We start from the raw sequence: 25,869 nt of genomic DNA, 5'->3' as shown, positions 1-25,869 counted from the left end.
GATCTTACAAAAAGTCATGGGAGATGTCAACTTTTGTTTTCGTCACCCATTAGCTTTTTCATGGATTCCATCTGATTCATGAATTTTTTTGATTTTAAATAGAGGCCGGAATATTCGTCATAGTAGTGATCAAGCACTTGACGAATTTCTTGTTTCGTCTGCTGTTTCACATCAACCTGACCAAGCCTTGATAAATCAAAATAATGAAACAAACGGAGCAGCCTTGCAGCTGCGGGGGATAAGGGCAGTTTATATGGATCTTTCGAAAAACAATTTTGGCAAATGAAGCCGTTATCTCTTATCGAGAAATGGAACTGCCCTTCTTTTTGACCACAGTGGACACATTGATCAAGTTCAGGCTTCATCCCCATCACTGATAACATTTTGACCTCTACGATAAATAAAATAATATCAGCATCTGTGCCTTCGTTGAGATGACGCAGAGATTGAAGCAGAAGCTCAAACAAATAAGGGTTTGGCTTTTTTTCTTCTGTCCCTTTATCCATTAATTCCGTCATATATGCGGCATATGCGGTCAGAAATAAGTCTTCCCGAATGGCCCGCATACTTTCAATCATTTCGCCTTGCTGGAGCGTTCCAAGTCCTGTTGATGATTGGATGAGAAAGGTGCCGTATAAAAACGGCTGGCTTATGGCTGACAGGCGGCTGTTTGATTTTTTAGCGCCTCTGGCCATCAAACCAATTTTTCCATGTTCTCTAGTGAGCAGCGTGACAATTTTGTTTGTTTCGCCATAATCTGTTGTTCTAAGGACGATTCCTTCACTTTTAATGAGCATTTGTCTACACTCCGAGCGCTGGAGGGGGTCAAGAATTATAAGATTGGAAAATCAAATCGTGCTATTTCTTCTTCAAGTACATCGGGTCTTTCCAGGTTCTCCTTTTCTAACTCTTTGAAAAGCAGATACGTGTCAACGCTTCCTGTTTGTGAAAATACGTTCCATGTAAAATTCAACATAAAAACCCCACCTTTCTTTATTAGAAGCAGCAACGCTACATCCAACATATTAATTTTATCTTGACCAGGCTACCTCCATTTCATGATAAACAATTTTTACTAATCGAACCGCACCATTGTCAGATTTGCTGACAAATGCAGCGATTTTTTAATATTCGTCTTCTCTAAATCCGAAGTCACGCAGGTGAGTGGATTTATTACGCCAGTCCTTCTGAACTTTGACCCAAAGTTCTAAATACACTTTTGAGCCTAGAAGTGCTTCAATATCTCTGCGCGCTTTTTGTCCCACTTCTTTTAACAAGCTGCCTCGTTTACCAATGACGATCCCTTTTTGCGAATCACGTTCTACGACAATGGTCGCCGCGACATGGATCTTGCCATTTTCATCTGGCTTAATCGATTCAATCGCAACCGCAATACTGTGCGGAATCTCTTCTCTCGTTAAATGCAGCACTTTTTCACGAATTAATTCAGAAATAATAAACCGTTCTGGATGATCTGTTACTTGATCTGCCGGATAAAATTGAGGGCCCTCTGGAAGATAACCTTCAATCTGCTGAAGAAGCGTGTCGATATTGTTTCCTTCAAGAGCTGAAATGGGCACAATTTCCTTGAATGGATAACGTGTGCGGTATTCATCAATTAAAAGGAACAGTTCATCTGGATGAATTTGGTCAATTTTATTGACGACTAGGAACACCGGTGTAGATGTTTGCTTTAGTCGTTCAATGATGAATTCATCACCTTTGCCATAGCCTTCCTGTGCGTTGATCATAAACAAGATCAGGTCGACTTCCTTCAGTGTATTTTGAGCCACCCTCATCATAAAATCACCAAGCTTATGCTTAGGTTTATGAATCCCCGGTGTATCGATAAAGATCGTTTGTGATGTGTTTGTTGTCAGAACACCTTGCACTTTGTTTCGCGTCGTTTGGGGCTTATCGCTCATGATGGCGATCTTTTGTCCAATGACACGATTAAGAAAAGTTGATTTCCCTACATTTGGTCTTCCAATAATTGATACAAATCCTGATTTGAAGCTTTCGTTAGTCATTTAAATCCTCCGGTGAAAATGCGCCTGGCAATAGTTCGTTTACTGTTGTTTCGTATATATGTCCTTTTAAGTTCGTTAGAATCACTGGCATATCAGGTGCACATAGCTCTGAAATGACCTGTCTGCATGCGCCGCACGGCGAAACAGGCCGGTCTGTATCAGCCACCACTGCTAACATTTGAAAAGATGTAATGCCTTCTGAATAGGCTTTAAAAAGTGCTGTTCTTTCCGCACAATTACACATACCATATGCTGCATTTTCAATGTTGCAGCCGCCATACACTTTTCCATCATTCGACAGTAATGCTGCACCGACTTTGAATTTAGAATAGGGTACATATGCAAAATCTCTTGCTTTGATTGCTTCTGAAATCAACTCTTGTTTGTTCATTCCTAGTTCCCACTTTCAGAAGAAATGGTACCACTGTCACATTTATATTTTACATAATTCACGTGACATTTTCACGCCCATTTCTAAAAATGTTAATAAATAGTAATATTGTTCTATTGCATGATCTTCGGTAAGAAGATGATCAACCCAATCATAACCGAAATTGCGGCGTAAACGCAAACAGCGCCTGCCGCAGCGTCCTTCGCTCTCTCTGCAAGCGGGTGTCTTTCTTCTGTCATCAGATCCACTGTATGTTCAATGGCTGTATTGACAAGTTCAAGCGCAAACATCCCCCCGCAAAGAAGAAGAACGATCAGCCATTCAAATGGGTCAATGCGGAACCAAAAGCCGCAGATCACCACGATGATGGCTGCGACTGTGTGAAATCGAAAATTCCGTTCATTCAAGAAAGTTCGCCATATTCCTCTAAATGCATAGTAAAAACTCCGAAAAAAACGGGCGAGCGGCCTTCTTTTCTTACGATGATCTCGAAAGGCCATAATCATCCAAAATTTTTGTCTGTTTGGCGAACATTTCTTTTTCATCTTCCTCTGTCATATGATCGTACCCGAGCAAATGGAGGAAGCCATGAATCGTTAAGAATCCAAGCTCTCTCATAAAGGAATGTCCATATTCCTCTGCCTGCTCTTTCGTTCGATCCACACTAATGATAATGTCACCAAGTACAGGCGGGATATCATCCGCTCCTATGATTTCAATCTCCCCTTCTCCTTCTTCCTCAAGTGCAAAGGAGATCACATCCGTTGGTGCGTCTTTTCCGCGGTATTCTTTATTGATTTGATGAATCTCTTCATTCGAAACGATCGTCACTGACACTTCCGCTTGATCCTTGACCTCAAGTTCGTCTGCAGCAAACTGAAGAAGCTTTTCCACTTCTTCAAGCTGCTCTTTTGATACTTGTCCTGTTTCATCTATTAAATCGATTAACAATGTCATTTACTTCACCTTCTGCTTCGGGGCATCTGGATATTCAATCCGAGAATGGAAAATCCCCTTTAATGTTGTACAAATCGTTTGGCTGATAATATTTAATTCTTTAAATGTGAGGTCACATTCACTAAATTGCCCGTCCTGCATTTTATCTGAAATAATGCCTTTGACAAGCTTTTCAATCCGCTCTGGATTTGGATTGTGCATGGAACGAACCGCCGCTTCAACGCTGTCAGCCACAGAAATAATCGCTGCTTCTTTTGACTGCGGCTTTGGACCAGGGTAACGGAATTCTTCTTCTGTCACCTGATCATCACGCTCTTTCGCCTTATAGTAAAAGAACTTTAAAAGAGACTTCCCGTGATGCTGTTCGGCAATGTCGACAAGTTCTTCAGGAAACTTCTTTTCTCTCAGCATATCAGCGCCATCTGTCGTATGGGCAATAATAATATTTTTACTCAGCTGAGGAGAAAGCTTGTCATGCGGATTATCAATGTTCATTTGGTTTTCGATAAAGTATTGCGGTCTTTTCGTTTTCCCAATGTCATGATAATAAGCGCCGACCCTTGCTAAAAGACCATTTGCGCCGACTGCTTCACATGCGGCATCCGCTAAATTCGCCACCATGACACTATGATGATATGTACCTGGTGTCTCGGTTAAAATCTTTTTGAGCAGCGGATGATTTGGATTGGATAATTCAATCAGTTTCATTGTGGAAAGAATACCAAACATGCTCTCAAAAACAGGCATTAACCCAATGACCAAGATAGATGATGCAAACCCTGACACAATCGCCATCATGAGGTTCACACCGATTTCAAGCCCTGATGGTGAAGAGTTTTGGATCAGTGTAATAGATAAAACCACAAGTACATTCACCAAAGCCACCAAAAGCCCGGCCTGCAATATTTTTGATCTTGCATTATGTTTTCTTAAAAATAAAATACCAGCCATCCCGCTCACAAGATAATAAGCGCAGATCACATAGTTAAAGACGCCGGTTACTCCTTGATTAAACATCATACTGCCGCAAAGAGCAAATACAAGACCGGAGAAGATCGCTAACCGCTCATTAATGAGCAGCTTGATCAGCATCGTGCCAAGTGCCACTGGCACGACATAGCCTATCGTCGTATACTTCGTTTCCTGGAAGAGGCTGAACACTTCCATGATAATTAATATAATCGTGAAAATAAGCGAGTAAAGCAGTAATGACTTATTCTTATGGACAAGCGATTTTTTCCTCGATTCAAGGGAATGAATAATCGCTGCTAAGAAAAGTCCAATTAATATGAGAAGACCACTTACAGGCTTAAATAAATTTGAGCTGTTTAACAGACCCGTCAGTTCTAATTTGCGATAAACTTCCCGGTCGATGAGCTCTCCTTCTTCAACTAAGATTTGCCCCTGCTTAATTTGCACAGGCTGAATATTGTCAGCCGCTTCCTGTCTTTTCTTTTCTGTTGCCACTGGGTCAAATACATAGTTTGGAATGATCGCAAATTCACCGATTTCTGTCGCTGCATTTAAGTATTTTGATGGAATTGAATTGTTTTTAAGCTCTGTTTTGACTTGTTTTTTCTCATCTTGTAATTTCGCTGCTGTGATTTCTTTACTCATCAGTGAATTCACCACTGTGATGATGGAATCCTTAGTAAATGAGAGATTTTCATCACTTGCCTGGAGCAGTGCTTTGATGGATTGATCCGAAACAGCCTCCTGCATATCTGTTGTGAGCTTTTCTTTGACACGCTTGACCATTTCTTGATCTGATGGCGCGTTCTCTTTATCATCAGCTGCTTTCTTCTCTTCTTTAATGGCTTCAAAGAGGGATGAGATGAGGTCTACGCGATTATCAGAATACGCTTTTTTGAGCGTATATTGATCTTCTACCTGATCTGTTGCTTCTTGTTTCTTTTCTTCTGTCGCTTCTTGATCATCAACGGTTGACGGAGAATAGATGGTCTGTTCGCTCACTGAAAATAAATCTAAGTCGAGCGATTCAGGCTTTACATGGAAGAAGAGCACCACGAATAAAATGGCTGCTAAACCAGCGTACAGCAAAACATTTAAATAACGTGAGCGCTCCATTTTCTGAGGTTCTTTTTTAGACAGCAGTCTTTTGCGCTTACTGCCTTTTTGATTCTTTCTCAAGGAAAGTACCTCCTTTTTTACTTTAAACCACGATCGAAACAAAATGACCCGATGAAGACGATCGGGTCACTCAGTTCATTTTTGCTTTTCGTATGCGCCAATGATCTTCGCCACAAGCGGGTGTCTGACCACATCTGTCTGGTCTAATTCAATAAATGAGATGCCCTTGATCTCTGCAAGCATGTCCTTTGCAGCCGCAAGACCTGACTGCATGCCCTTTGGCAGATCGATCTGTGTAATATCTCCTGTAATGACCATTTTAGAGCCAAACCCAAGTCTCGTCAAAAACATTTTCATTTGGGCAGGTGTTGTATTCTGCGCTTCATCTAAAATCACAAATGCATCATCAAGCGTCCGGCCTCTCATATAGGCAAGGGGCGCTATTTCAATCACGCCGCGCTCGATTAAACGTTCCGTATGATCACTGCCAAGCACATCATGCAGGGCATCATATAGTGGTCTTAAATAAGGATCTACTTTTTCCTTTAGATCACCTGGTAAAAAACCAAGACTCTCTCCTGCTTCAACAGCTGGTCTTGTCAGGATAATCCGTTTTACATGTCCATTTTTCAGTGAATGGACCGCATTGACAACTGCCAAATACGTCTTCCCTGTACCAGCGGGTCCAATTCCAAAGACCAGGTCATCTTTTTTCATCGCCGCAGCATATTCCCGCTGGCCGATTGTTTTCACCCTGATCGATTTTCCTTTGGCATTTTTCGTAATTTCATCTTCATACATATTTTCAAAATAATTCAGCTTGTTTTTTTGCGCCATTTTAATGGCATAAACGACATCCCGTTCAGATATCTCGATTCCTTTACGGATGAGATGTAAAAGAGATGTGATCAAACGGCTTACTGTATCTCTTGATGCTTCCTCACCAGAAACATACACTTTTTCTCCACGCGTAATAATGGAGACGTTCAGCTCGTTTTCCATTAGTTTCAGATAAGCATCTTGATTGCCAAATAAAGCAATCGCTTCGTTTGGGCTATCCAATTTTTGTTGAATCTCAAGTAAATGTTCTGTCATTCTCTAGTCTCCCTGAACAATAGGTGTTGGTTGAACAATATCTTCTATTACTTGGTAAAGGATGATTAACTTAACTTTACCATTCCCTGTTGTCTCGTGCAAAACTTTTTCACTTTTCACCTCTCCTGTTTGACCTAGCTTCTCTTCTAATTCTTTTTTACCCATTTTAATCCCTGCTTGAACCGCTTCTTTATTTGTGTATTCTCGATTTATTTTCTCACTTTCGCGTGTGATTTCCTTTTCATAAGAGAACGGGAGCTGCATGTTTAAGAAATGAAGCGGATGAACTTCTGTTTCTGTTTTTGGCTGCTTAAAATCATCCTTTTTAAAAGAAAAGCCCCAAAATGGCAGTGAGCCTCCAAATGCGGAGAGCTTGTGCTTTGTCTTCATTTTACCCGTAAAGACGTCAAAAGATGTTCGAAGAGGGACAGAAACTTCAGACCGATACCACGTTTCACCATAGATTTTCGCTTTGGCTCCTACCGTTTTTTGCTGATCTTCGCTGCCAATAAGTCCAGAGACAAGCATCTGTCCTTTCTTTACATGTTCATCAACCGCGGCGAGCGGCTCTCCTTTTTCTACATACATTCTCGTGATGACAGCCTTTTTCTTGGCAACGATATGCTGAGGACTCGTGTATTTTTCTTTTTCGGGTTCATTTTTTTCCACAACTTTCATTTGAAAGGTTGTGCCGTTTAGTTCTACACCGACCCATGTGATGCTTGGAATATTGGTTGTCAGGGATTTTTGAATTTTTTCAGGTGTTCCCATTAGAAACTGAAAACGTCCTTTTTGCACCCCGATGTCGTCTAAATGCTTTCTCATTTGATGTTCAGTTTCTGGATTGGCTCCTTTAATATCAATTTTCCATACCATGTTTGAAAGCGCCAATATCGTCACTAGAAAGCATACAATCCCAAGGGTAAATCCGATATTCTTCCTTGACCATAGAAGTAGAAATGGAAAGCCCTTTTTTTGATGAAATGAACATGTCACGTCATGATGTCTACGTACCTTTCTGAAGGCATGTACATCTGATAAGCGAATAAATAAGCGCACGCTGTCTTGACGGCGGCTCACTTGAAACATTGTGATCCCCTGCCTCGTGCACTCATTAATAAGCCGCTCAATGCCATTTCCTTTGATCTCCACTTCCACTCTGCCAATAAAATAGGCGAACCATTTATTCTTCACGCTTCTCCCCTCCGTCAGTTAAGAATCAATATAACGGACCTCATCGATTTTCCCTTCCAATAAAATCTCTTCTGGCAAAATCGTTTTAATCACAAAATCTTTCCCTGAAATAATGCATTGTCCCTGTTTGAGCATCAGCCTTACCTCTTGATCACTGAAAAGCAAAAGCCCTTTATGGTTCTCTATGTAAATGTGGAGTCTGCCAACCATCGTAATACGGGGAAGATCCATCATCACGTCTGGAGGGATTTCAAGTGTTCTTGTCAGCCATGCTTTAAGTCGATTTTTTCTTTTTCCCATTCAATAAGAACCCCTTCCCACCTCATGTGTATGAGATCAAACTGAAAGATGGTGAGACTGATGAGAAAGCCTCTGTATCATCCTATTCCTCAGGGGTTCATATCATGCTAATGAATCCCGTAAAATAGCCTTTTAAGGATTTTCCTTAAGTAAAATCGTCCTCAGGCAAAAAAAGCCCCCTTTATGAAAAAGGGGGCTTTCTTCTTTATCTTTTATATGGCCGTTTCATCGTTCTGTGCGGCTTTTTCGCGCGCGGCTCTCCAAATACTTCTCCAAGGATCATTCCTTGAACAATTGTATCTTGGTTCACCTTCTCAATGAATTTTGGCCTCATTTCAGCAGATGCAGCCTTTGGCCTTGTCAGCTCTCTTTCAAGCGATTGGAACTCTTTGTTCAGCTCGTTTTTTCTTTCTTCCATTTCGGCAAGTGTAGCCGTATAGCGATCTTGTAAGGACTGAGAAATTTTTTTCTTCATCCCGCCATGATCATGTACATCGCCGAAATCGTCCAGCTGATCAGTCACGACTGGATCTGGACTTGTTTGCTTTTGGGGCACCTGCTTACGCTGAGGAGCGGGCTTCTTTTGCTGATTCTGCTCTTCGTTCTCCTCTTGTTTACCGATCTTCCCAAAGACGGCAGAGATGATACCGATGATAATCGCAATTAGTAGCGGATTTTCAAATAGAATGTCCAATGGGCTCCCTCCTTAAAGCGTGAGAGGATGCTTATTTGTTTTCATTATCAGATGGACCTTTTGTCATTTTGCCAAATGAATCTCTCATATCCGTATCAGCATCGATATTCTTAATGTTCATGTAGTCCATGACACCAATATTGCCTTCACGTAATGCTTCAGCCATTGCAAGTGGTACTTCAGCCTCTGCTTCTACGACTTTCGCGCGCATTTCTTCAACTTTCGCACGCATCTCTTGTTCTTGTGCAACAGCCATTGCGCGGCGTTCTTCTGCTTTCGCCTGTGCAATGTTTTTGTCTGCTTCTGCTTGGTCTGTTTGCAGAATTGCCCCGATGTTCTTACCGATATCAACATCTGCGATATCAATCGAGAGAATTTCAAATGCAGTACCTGAATCTAATCCTTTACCAAGAACCGTTTGAGAAATCATATCAGGATTCTCAAGAACCTTTTTATGATTATCTGATGAACCGATTGTAGAGACAATCCCTTCACCTACACGGGCAATAATTGTTTCTTCCCCTGCACCACCGACAAGTCGGTCGATGTTTGCACGAACGGTAATACGTGCTTTTGCTTTGACTTCAATCCCGTCCATCGCAACACCAGAGATAAATGGTGTTTCAATGACTTTAGGATTTACACTCATTTGAACTGCTTCTAGTACGTCACGGCCTGCTAGGTCGATGGCTGCACAGCGGGCAAAGTTCAATTCGATATTCGCGCGTTGAGCTGCAATTAATGCGTTCACAACTCGGTCCACGTTACCACCTGCAAGATAGTGGCTCTCCAGCTGGTTAATCGTCACATCAAGACCTGCTTTATGTGCTTTGATGAGCGGGTTGACCACTCGGTTTGGAATCACTCGGCGCAGTCTCATTCCGACAAGTGTAAAAATGCTCACTTTTACGCCAGCCGCTAGGGCAGAAATCCACAGCATCACCGGTACAAAGGTGAAAAAGATCGATAGAACAATCAAACCTGCTGCGATAATCACAAATAATAGTAAAGTAGATGGATCCATTTTATTCCTCCTCTAAAATCAGTATATCTATACTTTCCTCACGACAATGCGTGAGCCTTCCGCTTTCACAATTTTTACTTGTTCATCTTTATCGATAAAGGCACCTTCTGACACCACATCAATGCGCTCATCTCCGAGTACGATCGTACCAGATGGACGAAGTGCAGTAGCTGTCACTGCGATTTGTCCAACAAGATCCTCTCTTGTTTCATTTGAGACATAACCGCTTTCCTTATTGGTTGAATCGGTTAAAATGAACTTTTTAAAGAATTTCATACGTTTCCCCAACACCTTTGTCAATAAAATAACTGCTATGATTGAAACAGCAGTGGCAATCAAGATGGAAATCGCCATTTCTGTAAAGCTTCCAGCTGCTAAAAATAAGCTGACAACGACACAGATCAGTCCAATGACACCTACGATTCCCCCTGGCAAAAACAATTCCAGAATGATGAGTGCAATCCCTGCTAAAAACAGGAACAACGTCTCATATCCTGCAAAACCTGCCACGAGATGACCATAAAAGAATAGAAGAAGCGCTGTCACTCCCATGGTGCCCGGGACCCCAAAGCCAGGAGAATAGAGCTCAACAACTAACCCTAAACTTGCAATGGATAAAAGGATTGGAATGACAATTGGGTGCGTAAGAAAACGCGCAACCTTTTCAGCAAAGCTCACTTCATCGTATTGAACAGAAGCATCTTTTAATTTCAGCTTCTGAAGCAAGTCATCCATATTTTTTGCTTCTCCTTCTGCATAACCGAATTTAAGCGCCCGGTCTGTGTTGAAGGTGAGCAATTCTCCTTTTGGTGCACCGGCTTCTTTTGCGTCTATATCTATATCCGCCATGGCAAGAGCATACTTTGGATCACGCCCCTGCTTTTCGGCAGCATCACTCATTTCAGCAAGCCATAGAGATTCAGATTTTTGATCGGCAGCATTGCCTTCTCCATCGATGATCGCAGCAGCCCCCATCTTTCCATTCGGGGTCATATAAATTTGATCGGCATTTAGCGCGATGAAGGCCCCGGCTGAAAGCGCTCTATGATTGACAAACGCTGTCACTGGGATATCGGAAGCACGAATCGTATCTGCGATCTCAAGCGCTGCATCGACTGCACCACCTGGTGTATTGATGTCGAGAATAATATGCTTCGCCCGCTCCGACTTTGCCTGCTCAAACGATCGTTCAATGAATTTAGAAAGTCCTTTTTCTACTGTATCTTCAATTGGGATAACATGAACTTTCTGATCTGCTGATTTCGCGGTCAATTGAACCCCTAATAACAAGCATATTATAAAACAACTGAAGAGAGCAATAGAAATTTTTATTTTTTTCATCTATTTGGTGATCCCTCCTCTCTTTCTTCCATTTTACTGTTCCTTTACATACGTTACAAATGTATCATAGGTTTCATTTTTATATGACAGAATCACGAGGGCATAAAAAAAGTACCCTTCTAACAATAGAAGGATACTTTTTTATTGAGACAGCTGCTCGCTGACAAGTCTGTTAATGACAGCTCCATCAGCTTTACCTTTTACTTTTGGCATAATAGCGCTCATGACTTTACCCATATCAGCCTTCGAGGAAGCACCTGTTTCAGTAATCGTTTCTTTCACGATCGTTTGCAGTTCTTCTTCAGAAAGCTGTTCAGGTAAATAAACGTCTAATATGTCAATCTCTTTTTGAACTTTATCTACTAAATCTAAGCGATTAGCTTTCGAAAATTCATGGAGGGAGTCTTTACGTTGCTTAATCTCGCGGGAAAGGACGGTTAGTTCCTCATCGCCGGTCAAACTGTCTTTCTTAAGCTTAATTGCTTCATTTTGCAGCGAAGCCTTTACCATACGAATGACAACAAGCTTGTCTTTCTCACGGTTTTTCATCATAAGCTTCATATCAGAATTTAATTGCTCAAGAAGACTCATAAAATCCACCCTCTTTAGAATTTACGTTTTCTAGCAGCTTCAGACTTTTTCTTGCGCTTTACGCTAGGCTTTTCATAAAATTCACGCTTTCTTGCTTCTTGCAATGTTCCAGTTTTGGATACACTGCGTTTAAAGCGACGAAGAGCATCTTCAAGCGATTCGTTTTTTCTAACGACCGTTTTTGACATTCTCTTTCCCTCCCTCCGAATACACCAATCGACTGCATTAAAAAAAGATATACATGCAAAACATGTACCTAGACATTATAATATAAGCCCAGTGTGAGGTCAACTAAGTGATTTGGAAATATATTTTCGTCATGAGCAGGTAGACAAGTCCATATATTCATTGGTAAGAGGAGGACTTTTCTATGATGGCGATCATTTATTTTTGTGCACTTATTTTCATTTTTTTATGGTCAATGGGCTTGCTGAGAAAAGGATTAATGGCGCTTGCTTCGTCTCGTATTGAGAAATCACTTCTTCTCTTTACAGATCACCCGGTCAAAGCATTCTTGGTCAGCATTGTGTTTACAGGGGTTCTACAAAGCAGTTCGGCGTTTATGGTTATCGTCATTGGCTTTGTCAGTACTGGCATTCTCTCTTTTAAAAAATCGATCCCAATGATTCTTGGAACCAATATCGGCTCCACGTTTACGACAGAATTTATCGCCATTAAAATGGACGTGTTCATGTGGGTTTTGATCATAGCCGGTCTTGTATTTATTCTTTTTGGCAGGACATCTTTTAGACATGCAGGTAAAAGTTTATTTGGGCTCGGGATGATCTTTTTTTGCATACAAGGCTTTTCGAAAATTGCAGGGATGATGACAAGCCAGCCTGAGACATTGCGTTTTCTTGAAATGATGCAGCATTCAGACTGGACAGCGCTGCTTTCGGGTACCATTTTCACAGCAATTGTTCATTCGAGCTCAGTCTGTATCGGTATTTTAATGGGATTTATGAATGAGGGAACTGTGGCACTTCAGGAAGGTATCAGCTTTGTGTTGGGGTCCAATATTGGGACATGTATTACGGCTGTGATGGCTGCGATATCCGGCGGCTACGCAGCACGTCAAACGGCTTATGCACACGTCGTGTTTAATGTGCTTGGGGTTCTTTTATGCCTGCCGTTTCTCGCCCTGATCACAGAGGTTGTCGCCCTTCTCGCAAGCTCTCCTGCCCAGCAGATTGCGCATTTCAGCCTGCTGTTTAATGTGGCAAGCTCTCTCCTCTTCTTTCCGTTCATTCGACCTTTTCACGCATTGATCTTGTGTCTCATGCCGAATCAGTCAAAATAAAAGAAACCGGCTTGCCCTTTTGGCTGCCGGTTTTTTATCTATTATGAGGTCATTCTCACTTTGTCTGGCTGCACATCATCGCTGATGCGAACGAATTGTCCTTCGTTATAAGGATAGCCCGCTTTCGTAATTTTCACTTTGACCAGACGGCCGATCATGTCCTCTGTCCCTTCAAAAACAACTTTCATGTAGTTATCGGTATAACCAACATAAAGATTGTGGTTTCCTTCTTGTTCTTTGAAGGATTCTTCCGGAATAATCTCTAGCACATCACCTTCGTATGCTGATGCATACTCTTTCGCAAGCTGGTCAGAAAGAGCGATCAAACGGTGGACACGTTCGTTTTTCACATTTTCATCCACTTGATCTTCCATTCTTGCAGCCGGGGTACCTGTACGTTTGCTGTAAGGGAATACATGCAGCTCAGAGAATTGATGGTCTTTGACAAAATTGTACGTTTCCAAGAACTCTTCTTCTGTTTCCCCAGGGAATCCAACGATTACATCAGAGGTGACAGCAAGTCCTGGCAATGCTTTTTTCAGCTTTGTTAAACGCTCTGCAAAGAATTCCATCGTATATTTACGGCGCATTCTTTTCAGCACAGTATTTGAGCCAGATTGAAGCGGGATGTGTAAGTGTCTGACAATTTTATCTGACTGATCAAGCACTTCAATCACTTCATCTGTAATTTGACTTGCTTCAATAGATGAAATACGGATTCGTTTCAAGCCAATAACACGTTCATCTAATTCTCTCAGAAGCTTTGCAAAGTTATAATCCTTTAAGTCTTCTCCGTATCCGCCTGTGTGAATACCTGTAAGCACAATTTCTTTATAGCCCGCATCAACAAGCTGCTGCGCTTGATTGATGACCTCTTCTGGATCACGAGAACGAAGAAGGCCGCGCGCCCAAGGAATAATGCAGAATGTACAGAAATTGTTACAGCCTTCTTGGATTTTTAATGAAGCGCGCGTTCTGTCTGTGAAGGCAGGAACATCAAGTTCTTCAAACACACGTGCTTTCATGATATTGCCAACCCCGTTGATCGGCTGTCTTTCTCTGCGGTATTCTTCAATATAGCCTAGTAATTTATGTCGGTCCTGTGTTCCAACCACAATATCAACACCAGGAATCGCCATGATTTCTGCTGGTGATGTTTGCGCATAGCAGCCTGTTACACAAATGACACCATCCGGGTTATGACGAATGGCTCTTCTAATGACTTGGCGGCTTTTCTTATCGCCTGTATTCGTGACCGTACATGTATTAATGACATATACGTCTGCTTTTGATTCATACTCTTTTCTTTCATAGCCAGCTTCTTTAAACAGCTGCCAGATCGCCTCTGTTTCATAGTGGTTGACCTTACAGCCAAGTGTATGGAACGCTACTGTTCCCATCATGATTCACCTCTTAATAACTCTGTTTGATAAGATATAGCAGAAAGCGCATATAAAGGAGCAGTTTCTGTTCTTAAAATGCGTGGTCCAAGCCCGCAAATGACTGCACCAAGCGTTTCAAGCTCTTCAATCTCCTTTTCTGCCAAACCGCCTTCAGGGCCAAAAACCACTAGCAAGGTTTGTCCGCCTTTCATCTGTTGAAGCACAGTTTGAAAACGGCTTTGCTCTCCTTCTTTCGATGATTCTTCGTATGCAACGACACATTTATCGAATTCACCAGCTAATTGCGTCAGCTCTTTAAACGTTGATACTGAATAAACACGGGGAATGATATTCCGGTAGGACTGCTCGGCTGCTTCTTTCGCAATTTTCTCCCAGCGCTCTCGTTTTTTATGTGACTTTTTTTGGTCAAGCTTTGTAATAGAACGAGCCGCTTGAAACGGGATAAAAGCACTTGCGCCAAGCTCTGTGCCTTTTTGGATAATGAGCTCAAGCTTATCTCCTTTTGGAAGACCGCTTGCAATCGTCACCCTAATCGGAAGTTCTCTGTCCTGATTTGTCCAGCTTTCAAGGTGGCAAATCACTTCTTCCTTTGTTATTGTATCAATTTTACTGAGCGCTTCAAAGCCGTCTGTCGTTAAACAAAGGATTACCTGCCCTGCTTTCATCCGCATGACATTGGAAAGATGATGTACATCTTCACCTTTTATAACGATGGCTCCCTTTAACGTCACTTCTTCTTTCGTGAGGTCGATAAAATATCGTTGCATACGTGTCCTGACACCTACTCGCTTTATTTTTTCGCTATAATGCTGACCCAATCTTCCATTGACAGCACTTCAACAATGTCAAAACCTGCTTCTTCTAATGCTGTTTTGACCTGTAATTTCTTTTGTCCAATGATGCCTGATGTAATGAAATAGCCATCTTTCTTCAATAGGTCATAGGCTTGATCTGTAAAGCGCAAAATCACTTCTGCCAGAATGTTGGCGACAATCACATCACGCTCACCTGAAATTCCATCAAGCAAATTGTTTTGTTTGACCGTCACTTGGTCACTTACACCATTTAGTTTGATGTTTTGCTTCGCACTTTCTACCGCAACGGTGTCGAGATCAAAGGCTTGAATGTCCTTTGCACCAAGCATCGCTGCTGCCACACTTAAAATTCCAGAGCCTGTTCCAACATCAATCACCGTATCGTTTTCCTTCACGTAGCGCTCAAGCGCCTGAATGCAAAGGACGGTTGTTGGATGCGTACCTGTTCCAAATGCCATTCCAGGATCCATTTCAATAATCAGTTCATCAGAATGAACCGGTGTATATTCTTCCCACGTTGGAACGATGGTGAATTTTTCAGAGATTTTCACAGGATGATAGTATTTCTTCCAGGCGGTGGCCCATTCTTCTTCATTTACTTCACAAATTGACAGTGTATTGCGTCCAAGGTCAATATCGTATAGAAGAAGATTGTTGATGGCTTCTTTGATCTCATCTACCGTTTCCATCAAAAAGCTGTTCATTGGAAGATAGGCTTTCACAATGACACCTTCATCCGGATAGTCATTCGGATCGAGCTGGTAGATCTCACCGTATACATTTTCACGTTCCTTGATTAAATCAAGCGGGTCCTCAATCACGACACCACTTGCACCTGCTTCATGCAAAATATTGGTGATCGGTTCCACCGCTTCATTTGTTGTATGGACGCTAATTTCTGACCACTTCAATACTACCAACTCCTTATCCGTCTTACTCGCCTTTAAATGCGCGTTTTACCTTATCGAAGAAGCTCATTTCTTGTTCGTCTGGTTTATTTCCGCTCACTTCAGCAAATTTTCTAATGATATCTTTTTGATTGTCTGTTAAATTTGTCGGTGTGACAACACGTACAACGATATGCTGATCGCCTTGGCCGTAGCCGCGTACATTTTTCACACCTTTTCCTTTGAGTCTAAACTTCGTGCCAGTTTGAGTGCCAGCAGGAACTTTTAATTTTACTTTTCCGTGTAATGTCGGCACTTCAATTTCGTCACCTAGTGCAGCTTGGGCAAAGGTGAGCGGCATCTCGCAGTAAATGTCATCTCCATCACGTTCGAAGAATTCATGCGCACGCACATGGAACACAACAAATAGATCGCCTGGAGGTCCGCCATTTACACCTGGTTCACCTTGGCCAGACACTCTAAGCTGCTGGCCATCATCAACGCCTGCAGGAATCGTCACGTTAATTTTCTTACGCTTACGCACTTTGCCAGAGCCGCCGCATGTTGAACATTTATGGTCGATTTGTTTCCCTGTTCCGCTGCAGTAGTTACATACTCTGCGGTTGACCACTTTACCAAACGGAGTGGATTGCTCAACATTTAATTGACCAGAACCGCCGCAATGTGAACAGGTTTTTGCCTGCGTACCAGGCTTTGCACCTGATCCATGACATGTTTCACAAGTTTCTTCACGAGGGATTTCAATGGTTGCTTCTTTTCCAAATGCCGCTTCTTCAAACGAAAGCGTCATTGTATATTGCAGGTCCGCTCCTTGGCGCGGTGCATTTGGATCTCTTCTTCTGGCTCCGCCGCCAAAAATACTAGAGAAGATGTCATCAAAGCCGCCGAAGCCGCCAAAGTCTCCTCCTCCGCCAAAACCGCCGCCGCCAAAGCCTTGGTTTGGATCGGTATGACCGAACTGGTCATAATGCGAACGTTTTTGATCATCAGAAAGGGTTTCATAGGCTTCTTTTACTTCTTTGAATTTCTCATCTGAGCCAGCTTCTTTATTAATATCAGGGTGATACTTTTTTGAAAGCTTGCGGTATGCCTTTTTGATTTCGTCCTTTGAGGCGCTCTTACTTACGCCAAGCACTTCATAGTAATCACGCTTACTCATCTCTTCACACTCCCGATTTTCTCACATAAATACGATTGTATCATTTTGATTTAACCTTTTTCAATTCCTTTCATCGTTGAAAAGAAAAAAAGTCAAAGCCAAGAGATCCTGACTTTGACTTTCTGACGAGTACGTTTCAGCAGTCTTTTTCAAAAGTAAAGGTGATTATTTTTTCTCTTGATCGTCGTTTACTTCTTCGTATTCTGCATCCACTACATTGTCATCTGCTTTTTGAGCACCTTCAGCGCCTTCTTGCTGAGCTTGTGCTTGTTTTGCAGCTTCTTCATAGAGCTTTGTCGTTAATTCTTGAACGATTGTTTGCAGCTCATCTTTTTTCGCTTTGATGTCTTCAAACTCGCCTTTTTCGATCGCAGCTTTTAGCGCATCTTTCGCGTCATTTGCTTTTTTCACTTGCTCTTCATCGATTTTGCCTTCTAGATCTTTTAATGTTTTTTCAGTTGTAAACACTAATTGATCTGCTTCGTTGCGCACTTCGATTTCTTCTTTTTTCTTCGCATCTGCTTCAGCATTTTCTTCTGCTTCTTTGACCATTTTTTCGATCTCATCATCAGAAAGACCTGAAGAAGATTTGATTGTGATGTTTTGCTCTTTGCCTGTACCCATATCTTTCGCACGTACGTTGACAATACCGTTTTTATCGATATCAAAAGATACTTCGATTTGCGGTACGCCGCGTGGTGCTGGCGGGATATCAGTCAATTGGAAGCGGCCTAATGTTTTGTTATCTGCAGCCATTGGGCGCTCACCTTGCAGGACATGGATATCTACAGCTGTTTGGTTGTCAGCAGCTGTTGAGAATACTTGAGATTTACTTGTTGGAATTGTTGTATTGCGTTCAATCAGCTTCGTGAATACGCCGCCCATTGTTTCAATTCCTAAAGAAAGTGGTGTTACGTCAAGAAGAACAACGTCTTTGACATCCCCTGTGATCACTCCACCTTGGATCGCTGCACCAAGTGCAACTACTTCATCAGGGTTTACACCTTTATGAGGCTCTTTGCCTGTTTCTTTTTTGATTGCTTCTTGTACTGCAGGAATACGAGTTGAGCCACCTACAAGGATGACTTTATCAATCTCGCTAGCAGATAAACCAGCATCTTTCAGTGCTTGACGTACAGGTGTCATTGTACGCTCTACAAGATCTGCAGAAAGCTCTTCGAATTTAGCACGTGTTAACGTTAATTCAAGGTGAAGAGGTCCTGCTTCTCCAGCTGTGATAAATGGCAGTGAGATTTGTGTAGAAGATACACCAGAAAGATCTTTTTTCGCTTTTTCAGCAGCATCTTTTAAACGCTGAAGCGCCATTTTATCTTTAGAAAGATCAATGCCATTTTCTTTTTTGAATTCAGCCACTAGGTGATCAATGATGACTTGGTCAAAATCGTCTCCACCTAGACGGTTGTCCCCAGCAGTTGAGCGCACTTCAAAGACGCCGTCTCCAAGCTCAAGGATCGATACGTCAAATGTACCGCCGCCAAGGTCGTATACAAGAATCGTTTGATCTTCTTCTGTTTTATCTAAACCATACGCAAGTGCAGCTGCTGTTGGTTCGTTGATGATACGTTCTACTTCAAGACCAGCAATTTTACCAGCATCTTTCGTTGCTTGACGTTCTGCATCGTTGAAGTAAGCAGGAACTGTGATAACAGCTTTTGTTACTTCTTCGCCAAGATAGCCTTCAGCGTAAGATTTAAGGTGCTGAAGAATAATCGCAGAGATTTCCTGCGGTGTATAGTTCTTGCCTTCAACTTCTACTTTATAATCAGTACCCATATGTCTTTTAACAGACATGATCGTGTTCGGGTTTGTAATTGATTGACGTTTTGCTACTTCACCCACTTGGCGCTCTCCGTTTTTAAAAGCGACAACAGATGGTGTTGTACGTGCTCCTTCAGCGTTAGCAATGACTTTTGGCTCGCCGCCTTCAAGTACTGCAACACATGAGTTTGTTGTTCCTAAGTCAATCCCAATGATTTTACTCATATTCGATGACCTCCCATTATGTAGTTATTGATTTACTTTTACCATTGATGGACGAATAACTCGGTCTTTGAGTTTATAGCCCTTTTGCAATTCTTCTACAACGATATTTGAATCGTAGTTTTCATCTTCAACTTGCATGACGGCTTGATGAAGGTTTGGATCGAACTCTTTGCCGACAGCTTCAATTGGTTCAACGCCTTCATTTTTCAACGCTTCTACCAGCTGGCGGTAAACCATTTGCATTCCTTCTAACAAACTTTTCGTCTGCTCATTGTCTGGATCAATTCCAAGCGCTCTTTCAAAGTTATCAAGAGCTGGGAGAAGATCACTGACAACATGTTGAGAACGATATTTTTGCACGGTCTCCACTTCAGTTCGAGCACGGCGTTTATAGTTTTCAAAATCCGCTTGAACACGCAGAATTTTGTTTTCTTTTTCATCTAGAAGCTGCTGCAATTCATCGATTTTTTCTTGGAAGGCAGACTGTTCATCATTTGTTACTTCCTCAGTATCTGCTTGAACTGCTTCTTCTTGTGCTTCAACCTCTGCTTCTTGCTCAGGTGTCTGTTTTTCTTCTGACATTGTGTTCACCTCCCTCAAAAGATTCAAAAATACGAAGGGGCTGTGCCCCTATCTTTTATCACCCTACTCATCATACAAATTGGAAAGTGCGTTTGACAAGTCTTTTGATACATGATGCAAGAGACTGACAACCCTGCCATAATCCATACGGGTTGGACCAATGACGGCAATGGAGCCGAGTGATTTTTGATCAATCGAATAAGTAGCTGTGATTAAACTGCAGTTCTCCATCGCTTCCAAATTGTTTTCTGAACCGATTTTAATGGTGATTCCTTGCTGATTTGGATGAAACAGCTGCATGACATCATTCTTTTGCTCAATAAGCATCATGAGTGAACGGATGCGGTCAATGTCATGAAACTCCGGCTGATTCAACATATTAATCTTCCCGCCAAAGAAAAGTTTTGATTCATTTTGAGTCGATGTAAATGTATTGCCGAGCGCATCTAAAATATGATCATAATCTTTTAAATGCGTACGAAGAAGCATCACAACTTCTTTATACATTCTGTCCTTCAGCTGATCCATCGGGACTCCGGCTAGGCGGCTGTTTAAAATATTCATCAGCTTCTCAATATCGGAGACATCGAGATGCTCAGAGAAGGTAATGGTTTTGTTTTCAACATGTCCGCTGTCTGTAATCATGATCGCCACTGCTTTGTTTGGCTGAACAGGGACAAGCTGAATTTGCTTTAATCGATTTTCACTTAGCTTCGGACCAAGCACAATCGATGTATAGTTTGTGAGATCTGATAAAATTTCCGCCGATTTTTGAACTGTCTTTTCCAGCTCAAAAATTTTCTCCTGAAAGGCCGACTGGATGAGCACAAGCTCTTTAGACGACAGTTTTCGCGGAGAGAGCAAATGATCTACATAATAACGATATCCTTTTTCGGAAGGAATTCTTCCTGATGAAGAATGGGTCTTTTCAATAAAACCAAGTTCCTCCAAATCAGCCATTTCGTTTCTAATCGTCGCAGAGCTGAATGTAATGTCTTCTTTTTTAGAAAGAGTCCTTGATCCAACTGGCTGCGCCGAACGAATAAAGTCATTAATGATGACTTGCAGAATCAAAAGCTGACGATTTGTTAACATCATCATCACCCCTGTTAGCACTCTCTTTCAACGAGTGCTAATTGTATAAACAAAATTACCAAACTCAAATTAAAATGTCAATTATAACTCACCGAGAAACGCTTGAAATACTTCATTGCCTAACAATTTTCCTTTTCTTGTTAAACGTATCCCCTTGTCATCTTTTACAATGAGGCCTTTTTCTTCTAAATCTTCAAGAACAGTGGAAAAAAGTGCTTCTGGTGCAGCACCATATTTTGCTTGGAAATCAGCGCTTTTCACCCCTTCGATTTTTCGAAGACCTAAAAACATTTCTTCTTCTATTTGCTCTGCTTTTGTGACCTGATGTGTTTCCTTATACGGGAAACCTGTTTGGTCAATCAGCTCCAAATAATGTTTCACCGGCCCTGCGTTCACATTTCGGATGCCATCTACATACCCGTGTGCGCCTGCACCAAAACCGAAGTAATCTTCATTGCTCCAATAGGTCAGGTTATGCTGGCTTTCAAAGCCAGGTTTGGCGTAATTGCTAATTTCGTACTGCTTTAACCCATGGCGCTCCATTTCATCCATCACAAGCTCATACATTTCAGCCTCACGTTCTTGCGGCGGTAAATGAAGTTTTCCTTTTTGCATTAAGTTGTAAAAAACGGTTTTCGGCTCGACGATGAGTGAGTAAACCGAATAATGCTCTGCCCCCAGCGAGAAAGCCGTCTCAAGTGAATTCATCACATGATGCTTTTCTTGATGCGGCAAGCCAAACATGAGATCGAGGCTAATATTGTCAAATCCAACCGCTCTAGCTCGCTCAAAGGAGGTAAGGACATCCTTCTTTTGATGAACTCGTCCAATTTTCTTGAGCAAATCGTCTTCAAAGGTTTGAACGCCAAAGCTCAGCCGATTCACGCCGGCTGCTTTAAGCACATGCAACTTCTCGAGTGATAATTCATCTGGGTTTGCTTCTACTGCAAATTCAATCAGATTTTTTGTCGGCTTTAATACGCTGTGAATGCTGTTCATGAGCTTGTCTAGCTGACTGACAGTCAGTGATGTCGGGGTTCCCCCGCCAATAAAAATTGTCTTTAGTTCCTGCTCGCCTTTTTGCTCGATCGTGTGCTGCATCTCTTTCTCAAGAGCCGCTAAGTATTCGTCGACTGGCTGCGTTTTGATGAAAAATTTATTGAAATCACAATAGTGGCAAATATGCTCACAAAATGGAATGTGAATGTATGCTGCTTTCATTTGATGACACCTTCTTTACAGGTAAAGAGCCGCAGTTTATCGCTGCGGCGTCTTTGTTTGTTATCGACTATAAACGTCAAGGCAGACATTGTAAAGCAGGTAGCCTTGAGGATGTTATTTTTTTGGTGTGCTGTCGTCCATCTTCAGCACAGCCATAAATGCTTCTTGCGGGACTTCAACAGAGCCCACTTGCTTCATTCGCTTTTTCCCTTCTTTTTGCTTCTCAAGAAGCTTTCTTTTCCGGGAAATGTCTCCACCATAACATTTAGCAAGTACGTTTTTACGCATCGCTTTAATGGTGGAACGAGCAACGATTTTTTGACCGATCGCTGCTTGAACCGGCACTTCAAAGTGCTGGCGTGGAATCAATTCTTTTAGCTTTTCTACGATGATCTTGCCTCGTTCATATGCATAATCGCGGTGAACAATAAAGGAAAGAGCATCGATTTTTTCGCCATTCAGCATGATATCCATCTTCACCAGCGTCGAAGGACGATAGCCAATCAGCTCATAATCAAAGGACGCATAGCCTTTTGTGTTGGATTTTAGCTGATCAAAGAATTCGTATACGATCTCTGCCAAAGGAATTTCGTACACAATGCTCACGCGGTTCGCATCAAGATACTGCATATCAATGAAATTCCCGCGCTTTCCTTGGCAAAGCTCCATCACAGAGCCTACATAGTCATTCGGCACCATCATTGTTGCTTTTACATACGGTTCTTCAATTCGCTCAATCTTTTGCGGATCAGGCAGATTGGATGGGTTATCTACGACGATTTTTTCTCCATCTGTCATATATACATCATAAATAACACTTGGCGCTGTCGTAATCAGATCAATTTTAAATTCACGTTCAATCCGTTCTTGGATGATTTCCATATGAAGCATTCCAAGGAAGCCGCAGCGGAAACCGAAGCCAAGTGCTTGGGATGTCTCTGCCTCATATTGAAGTGAAGAATCATTTAATTCAAGCTTTTCTAACGCTTCACGTAAGTCGTTGTATTTCGCAGTATCAATTGGATAAAGTCCGCAGTATACCATTGGGTTTAGCTTTCTGTATCCTGGAAGTGCTTCTTTCGCAGGGTTTTCCGCGCTTGTGATCGTATCCCCTACACGTGTATCACCGACATTTTTAATCGCAGCGGTTAAGTAGCCAACATCTCCAACGGTGAGTTCGTCTGTTGGCATGGCTTTTGGTGTGAAAACGCCAACTTCAAGTACTTCAAATTCTTTCCCCGTCGCCATCATTTTAATTTTCTGACCAGGTCTGACGGTTCCTTCGACAATTCGTATGTACGCAATAACGCCGCGATACGCATCGTAAAGAGAATCAAAAATAAGGGCTTGAAGTGGTGCTTCTGGATCTCCAGCGGGAGCCGGCACCTTTTCAACGATTTGTTCTAAAATATCCTCGATTCCAATACCCGCCTTAGCAGAGGTGAGAACAGCTTCAGACGCATCCAACCCGATGACATCTTCAATTTCTTCTCTTACACGCTCAGGCTCTGCACTTGGCAGATCAATTTTGTTGATAATCGGAAGAATTTCTAAGTTGTTATCAAGAGCTAAATAAACGTTCGCAAGTGTCTGTGCTTCAATTCCTTGTGCTGCATCTACTACAAGAATCGCACCCTCACAGGCAGCTAGGCTTCGAGATACCTCATAGGTGAAGTCGACATGCCCTGGTGTATCAATCAGGTGCATGATATATTCTTCCCCATCCTTCGCCTTATACTTCAGCTGGACAGAGTTTAATTTAATCGTTATGCCGCGTTCACGCTCTAAATCCATGGAATCAAGCAATTGTTCTTTCATTTCCCGTTGAGTAATCGCCGCTGTTTTTTCCAAAATACGGTCTGCCAATGTGGATTTCCCATGGTCAATATGGGCGATAATGGAGAAATTTCGAATTCTTGATTGCCGCTCTAATCGTTTTTCTTTATCTGTCACAATCTATCACTCCTACTATAAAACGCGGGTTGCGCTAGGTTAGATTATATCAATAGGGCTGTAAAGATTCAATCGAAATCAAGAAAAGCCGCTTATCGGTCAGCGGCTTTGATCAAAAGGGTGATATCTCATGAAATTCGTTTATTTCCCATTCACCCAATTATAAAGAAAACGGGCTGCATGTGTCATGCCATCAGACAGGGCTTTTCCTGCCTTGGAAAAGGCATTAAAGCCCTCTATTTCCTCCAGCTGTTTTTGTTTTTCGGCAAGATCCTTTTCTGTAACAGCCGTTCCTAAGATAGAAGCTTCCTTCTCTTCATTGTCGTTCATTTGAATGGAGAAAGCTCCTTTTAATTGCGGATCATGGTAGCCCTTCATTTGCAGCATGCCATTATTCGCTTGCTGCATTCCTAAAAAGACACCAAACAGCAAGACCAATCCTAAAATAATGGTTTTTCCAATAAATGAGCCCATCCCCGTCACCACCTTAAGAGCGTTTTTTCTCATCCTTTGCTTTGCCGTCCACCTTTTCCGCGTCCCAGAAAATGTCGCTGAATACATCAGCTGCCGCATTGGATGCATTTCTTAATTCTTCCATATTATTATCTACTCCGCCAAATTCTAAAAGAAGGGCTTTGTCGGATAAATCTTGATTATAGATTCCATTATCGCCAATTTCTCCTTTGGCAAACACACCGACACTAAGACCTTTATATTTTTTCTCCATCAAATGGTGGAACTCTGTCGCAAGCTTTAAGTTTTTCTCATAGCTTTGATTCTTCTTCCCAACAACAAACGCAATTCTCGCATATTTTTTCCCTTTGATTTCGACAGTCGTATCTTTCTTTCTTCTTGAGTCCCGGTGAATATCAATTAAATAATCGAGGTCATCATTTTTCGCTAAGGCTTCTTTCACGACCAATCTTGATTCATTATAAGACTGCGGATATTTTAATCCTTTTTTCACCAGTCTTTTTTCAATTTCCGTTTTGTCGACTGTATTGCCGATTCCTTGCTGATCAAGCGCCTTTCCAAACATGTCGCCGACAAGGGTGACATTCACTTTTGAGTGCCGTGCATTATTTGGATTCGTTTCTCCTTTTAAAAATGGTAAATATGATTCCGTATTATGTGTGTGGTAAATGTACACAGCTTTTCGTTTTCCTGTTGACCGGTCCGGTTCTTTGGCAGGCTTTTTCGGCGCATCATCATCGAGCTTGTCCAGCTCCGCCAAATTTGCTTCTTTTTCATCTTGGATCACTTCACTAGGCGGCGGCGATTCCATCGGCATATTGGTATAGTCTGTTCCTTCACCCGCTAAGATGATTTTTGTATCAAAATGTTCAAAGCCTGGGAGCTCTCTTCCTAGGAAACTGCGCGGGTCTTCTAAATTAATACTGGTTGCAAGCTTCAATGACAGCCCAGAGAAATGAAATCCTTTTTGATCTTCTGGAACTGCTGAGGCGAAATATTGGTTTTCCATGCCCATTAATGTGGCAAAAAATGCGCCAGAGAGCTCATCTGCTACACCATATAACGAGGCTTGCGGCCTCAGCTCGGGTTTTAAAGAGGTCAAAGCCCCTGACATCACAAACACCACAACAAGAGAGGCAATAAATAAGAAGATGCTTTTTACTACTTTCGTTCCATTAATCGCAACGACCAACTGTCGAGGACGGCGGGGTCTTTTTTTCATGATTTACTCCCTCCAGCACGCTTTC

27 protein-coding genes are annotated in these 25,869 nt (G+C 42.0%); 1 reads left to right on the top strand and 26 read right to left on the bottom strand.

All coding sequences use genetic code 11. The features are described from left to right. Window positions 1–26 precede the first annotated feature (26 nt). The 15 genes from recO to rpsU all read right to left on the bottom strand — a co-directional run bounded on the left by recO (window position 27) and on the right by rpsU (window position 11,896). Window positions 27–797 (bottom strand): DNA repair protein RecO, encoded by a 771-nt coding sequence (gene recO, locus M1D84_RS07265; RefSeq protein ID WP_332284127.1) that lies wholly within the window; start codon window positions 795–797, stop codon window positions 27–29. Between the two features lie 35 nt (window positions 798–832). Then, window positions 833–976, bottom strand: a complete 144-nt coding sequence (locus M1D84_RS07260; protein WP_003217288.1) for a YqzL family protein — start codon at window positions 974–976, stop codon at window positions 833–835. Between the two features lie 148 nt (window positions 977–1,124). Further along, complete coding sequence (era, locus tag M1D84_RS07255) at window positions 1,125–2,030, bottom strand: GTPase Era (protein ID WP_007501305.1); 906 nt, start codon at window positions 2,028–2,030, stop codon at window positions 1,125–1,127. Then, entirely contained in the window at window positions 2,023–2,421 is a 399-nt protein-coding gene (locus tag M1D84_RS07250; RefSeq protein WP_008356263.1) for a cytidine deaminase, read from the bottom strand. The genes era and M1D84_RS07250 overlap by 8 nt, the downstream gene beginning before the upstream one ends. A 113-nt stretch (window positions 2,422–2,534) precedes the next feature. Beyond that, entirely contained in the window at window positions 2,535–2,921 is a 387-nt protein-coding gene (locus M1D84_RS07245) for a diacylglycerol kinase family protein (protein WP_024423020.1), read from the bottom strand. Next, window positions 2,899–3,378, bottom strand: coding sequence for an rRNA maturation RNase YbeY (gene ybeY, locus M1D84_RS07240; RefSeq protein WP_024423021.1), 480 nt, complete (start codon window positions 3,376–3,378; stop codon window positions 2,899–2,901). Before ybeY ends, M1D84_RS07245 begins: the two co-directional genes overlap by 23 nt. Beyond that, window positions 3,379–5,490, bottom strand: a complete 2,112-nt coding sequence (locus M1D84_RS07235; protein WP_370880885.1) for an HD family phosphohydrolase — start codon at window positions 5,488–5,490, stop codon at window positions 3,379–3,381. A 114-nt stretch (window positions 5,491–5,604) separates the two neighbouring features. Then, window positions 5,605–6,564, bottom strand: a complete 960-nt coding sequence (locus tag M1D84_RS07230) for a PhoH family protein (RefSeq protein WP_024423023.1) — start codon at window positions 6,562–6,564, stop codon at window positions 5,605–5,607. Window positions 6,565–6,567: 3 nt separating this feature from the next. Next, window positions 6,568–7,758: a sporulation protein YqfD gene (gene yqfD / locus M1D84_RS07225; protein ID WP_024427959.1), complete on the bottom strand. Its 1,191-nt coding sequence runs from the start codon at window positions 7,756–7,758 to the stop codon at window positions 6,568–6,570. An 18-nt stretch (window positions 7,759–7,776) separates the two neighbouring features. Beyond that, a complete protein-coding gene (gene yqfC / locus M1D84_RS07220; RefSeq protein WP_012010618.1) occupies window positions 7,777–8,058 on the bottom strand; it encodes a sporulation protein YqfC in 282 nt (93 codons plus the stop codon). 205 nt (window positions 8,059–8,263) lie between these two features. Next, window positions 8,264–8,752: a hypothetical protein gene (locus tag M1D84_RS07215; protein ID WP_122631104.1), complete on the bottom strand. Its 489-nt coding sequence runs from the start codon at window positions 8,750–8,752 to the stop codon at window positions 8,264–8,266. 31 nt (window positions 8,753–8,783) lie between these two features. Then, window positions 8,784–9,776 (bottom strand): flotillin-like protein FloA, encoded by a 993-nt coding sequence (gene floA, locus M1D84_RS07210; RefSeq protein ID WP_024423026.1) that lies wholly within the window; start codon window positions 9,774–9,776, stop codon window positions 8,784–8,786. 27 nt (window positions 9,777–9,803) lie between these two features. Then, window positions 9,804–11,117, bottom strand: a complete 1,314-nt coding sequence (locus tag M1D84_RS07205) for an NfeD family protein (protein ID WP_039180060.1) — start codon at window positions 11,115–11,117, stop codon at window positions 9,804–9,806. A gap of 141 nt (window positions 11,118–11,258) precedes the next feature. Further along, window positions 11,259–11,708, bottom strand: a complete 450-nt coding sequence (locus M1D84_RS07200; RefSeq protein ID WP_024423028.1) for a GatB/YqeY domain-containing protein — start codon at window positions 11,706–11,708, stop codon at window positions 11,259–11,261. A gap of 14 nt (window positions 11,709–11,722) precedes the next feature. After that, on the bottom strand, window positions 11,723–11,896 hold the full coding sequence (rpsU, locus tag M1D84_RS07195; RefSeq protein ID WP_003152957.1) for a 30S ribosomal protein S21: 174 nt from the start codon (window positions 11,894–11,896) through the stop codon (window positions 11,723–11,725). 182 nt (window positions 11,897–12,078) lie between these two features. Between rpsU and M1D84_RS07190 the strand changes: the two genes are divergently transcribed. Continuing rightward, the gene (locus tag M1D84_RS07190; protein ID WP_076840451.1) at window positions 12,079–13,008 is read left to right on the top strand and encodes a Na/Pi symporter; all 930 of its coding nucleotides are present in this window, start codon (window positions 12,079–12,081) and stop codon (window positions 13,006–13,008) included. A 41-nt stretch (window positions 13,009–13,049) separates the two neighbouring features. Here the strand turns inward: M1D84_RS07190 and mtaB are convergent, their stop codons facing one another. The 11 genes from mtaB to M1D84_RS07135 form a co-directional block, all read right to left on the bottom strand. Then, entirely contained in the window at window positions 13,050–14,408 is a 1,359-nt protein-coding gene (gene mtaB / locus M1D84_RS07185) for a tRNA (N(6)-L-threonylcarbamoyladenosine(37)-C(2))-methylthiotransferase MtaB (protein WP_024423030.1), read from the bottom strand. Continuing rightward, window positions 14,408–15,178: a 16S rRNA (uracil(1498)-N(3))-methyltransferase gene (locus tag M1D84_RS07180; RefSeq protein WP_280149429.1), complete on the bottom strand. Its 771-nt coding sequence runs from the start codon at window positions 15,176–15,178 to the stop codon at window positions 14,408–14,410. Before M1D84_RS07180 ends, mtaB begins: the two co-directional genes overlap by 1 nt. A 23-nt stretch (window positions 15,179–15,201) precedes the next feature. Continuing rightward, complete coding sequence (gene prmA / locus M1D84_RS07175; protein WP_247721558.1) at window positions 15,202–16,137, bottom strand: 50S ribosomal protein L11 methyltransferase; 936 nt, start codon at window positions 16,135–16,137, stop codon at window positions 15,202–15,204. Window positions 16,138–16,159: 22 nt separating this feature from the next. Beyond that, complete coding sequence (dnaJ, locus tag M1D84_RS07170; RefSeq protein ID WP_024423033.1) at window positions 16,160–17,293, bottom strand: molecular chaperone DnaJ; 1,134 nt, start codon at window positions 17,291–17,293, stop codon at window positions 16,160–16,162. A gap of 165 nt (window positions 17,294–17,458) precedes the next feature. Then, entirely contained in the window at window positions 17,459–19,297 is a 1,839-nt protein-coding gene (dnaK, locus tag M1D84_RS07165; protein ID WP_024423034.1) for a molecular chaperone DnaK, read from the bottom strand. 24 nt (window positions 19,298–19,321) lie between these two features. Beyond that, the gene (gene grpE / locus M1D84_RS07160) at window positions 19,322–19,879 is read right to left on the bottom strand and encodes a nucleotide exchange factor GrpE (RefSeq protein WP_024423035.1); all 558 of its coding nucleotides are present in this window, start codon (window positions 19,877–19,879) and stop codon (window positions 19,322–19,324) included. Between the two features lie 63 nt (window positions 19,880–19,942). Continuing rightward, window positions 19,943–20,974 (bottom strand): heat-inducible transcriptional repressor HrcA, encoded by a 1,032-nt coding sequence (gene hrcA, locus M1D84_RS07155; RefSeq protein ID WP_003217350.1) that lies wholly within the window; start codon window positions 20,972–20,974, stop codon window positions 19,943–19,945. Between the two features lie 81 nt (window positions 20,975–21,055). Then, on the bottom strand, window positions 21,056–22,195 hold the full coding sequence (gene hemW / locus M1D84_RS07150; protein ID WP_024423037.1) for a radical SAM family heme chaperone HemW: 1,140 nt from the start codon (window positions 22,193–22,195) through the stop codon (window positions 21,056–21,058). A 114-nt stretch (window positions 22,196–22,309) separates the two neighbouring features. Further along, the gene (lepA, locus tag M1D84_RS07145) at window positions 22,310–24,148 is read right to left on the bottom strand and encodes a translation elongation factor 4 (RefSeq protein ID WP_024423038.1); all 1,839 of its coding nucleotides are present in this window, start codon (window positions 24,146–24,148) and stop codon (window positions 22,310–22,312) included. A gap of 141 nt (window positions 24,149–24,289) precedes the next feature. Beyond that, complete coding sequence (locus M1D84_RS07140; RefSeq protein WP_332284123.1) at window positions 24,290–24,622, bottom strand: YqxA family protein; 333 nt, start codon at window positions 24,620–24,622, stop codon at window positions 24,290–24,292. A gap of 13 nt (window positions 24,623–24,635) precedes the next feature. Further along, window positions 24,636–25,844: a stage II sporulation protein P gene (locus tag M1D84_RS07135; protein ID WP_024427950.1), complete on the bottom strand. Its 1,209-nt coding sequence runs from the start codon at window positions 25,842–25,844 to the stop codon at window positions 24,636–24,638. Between the last annotated feature and the right edge of the window lie 25 nt (window positions 25,845–25,869).

This window comes from Bacillus sp. PK5-006, assembly GCF_054161415.1.
This window is presented reverse-complemented; position numbering and strand designations above follow the sequence as displayed.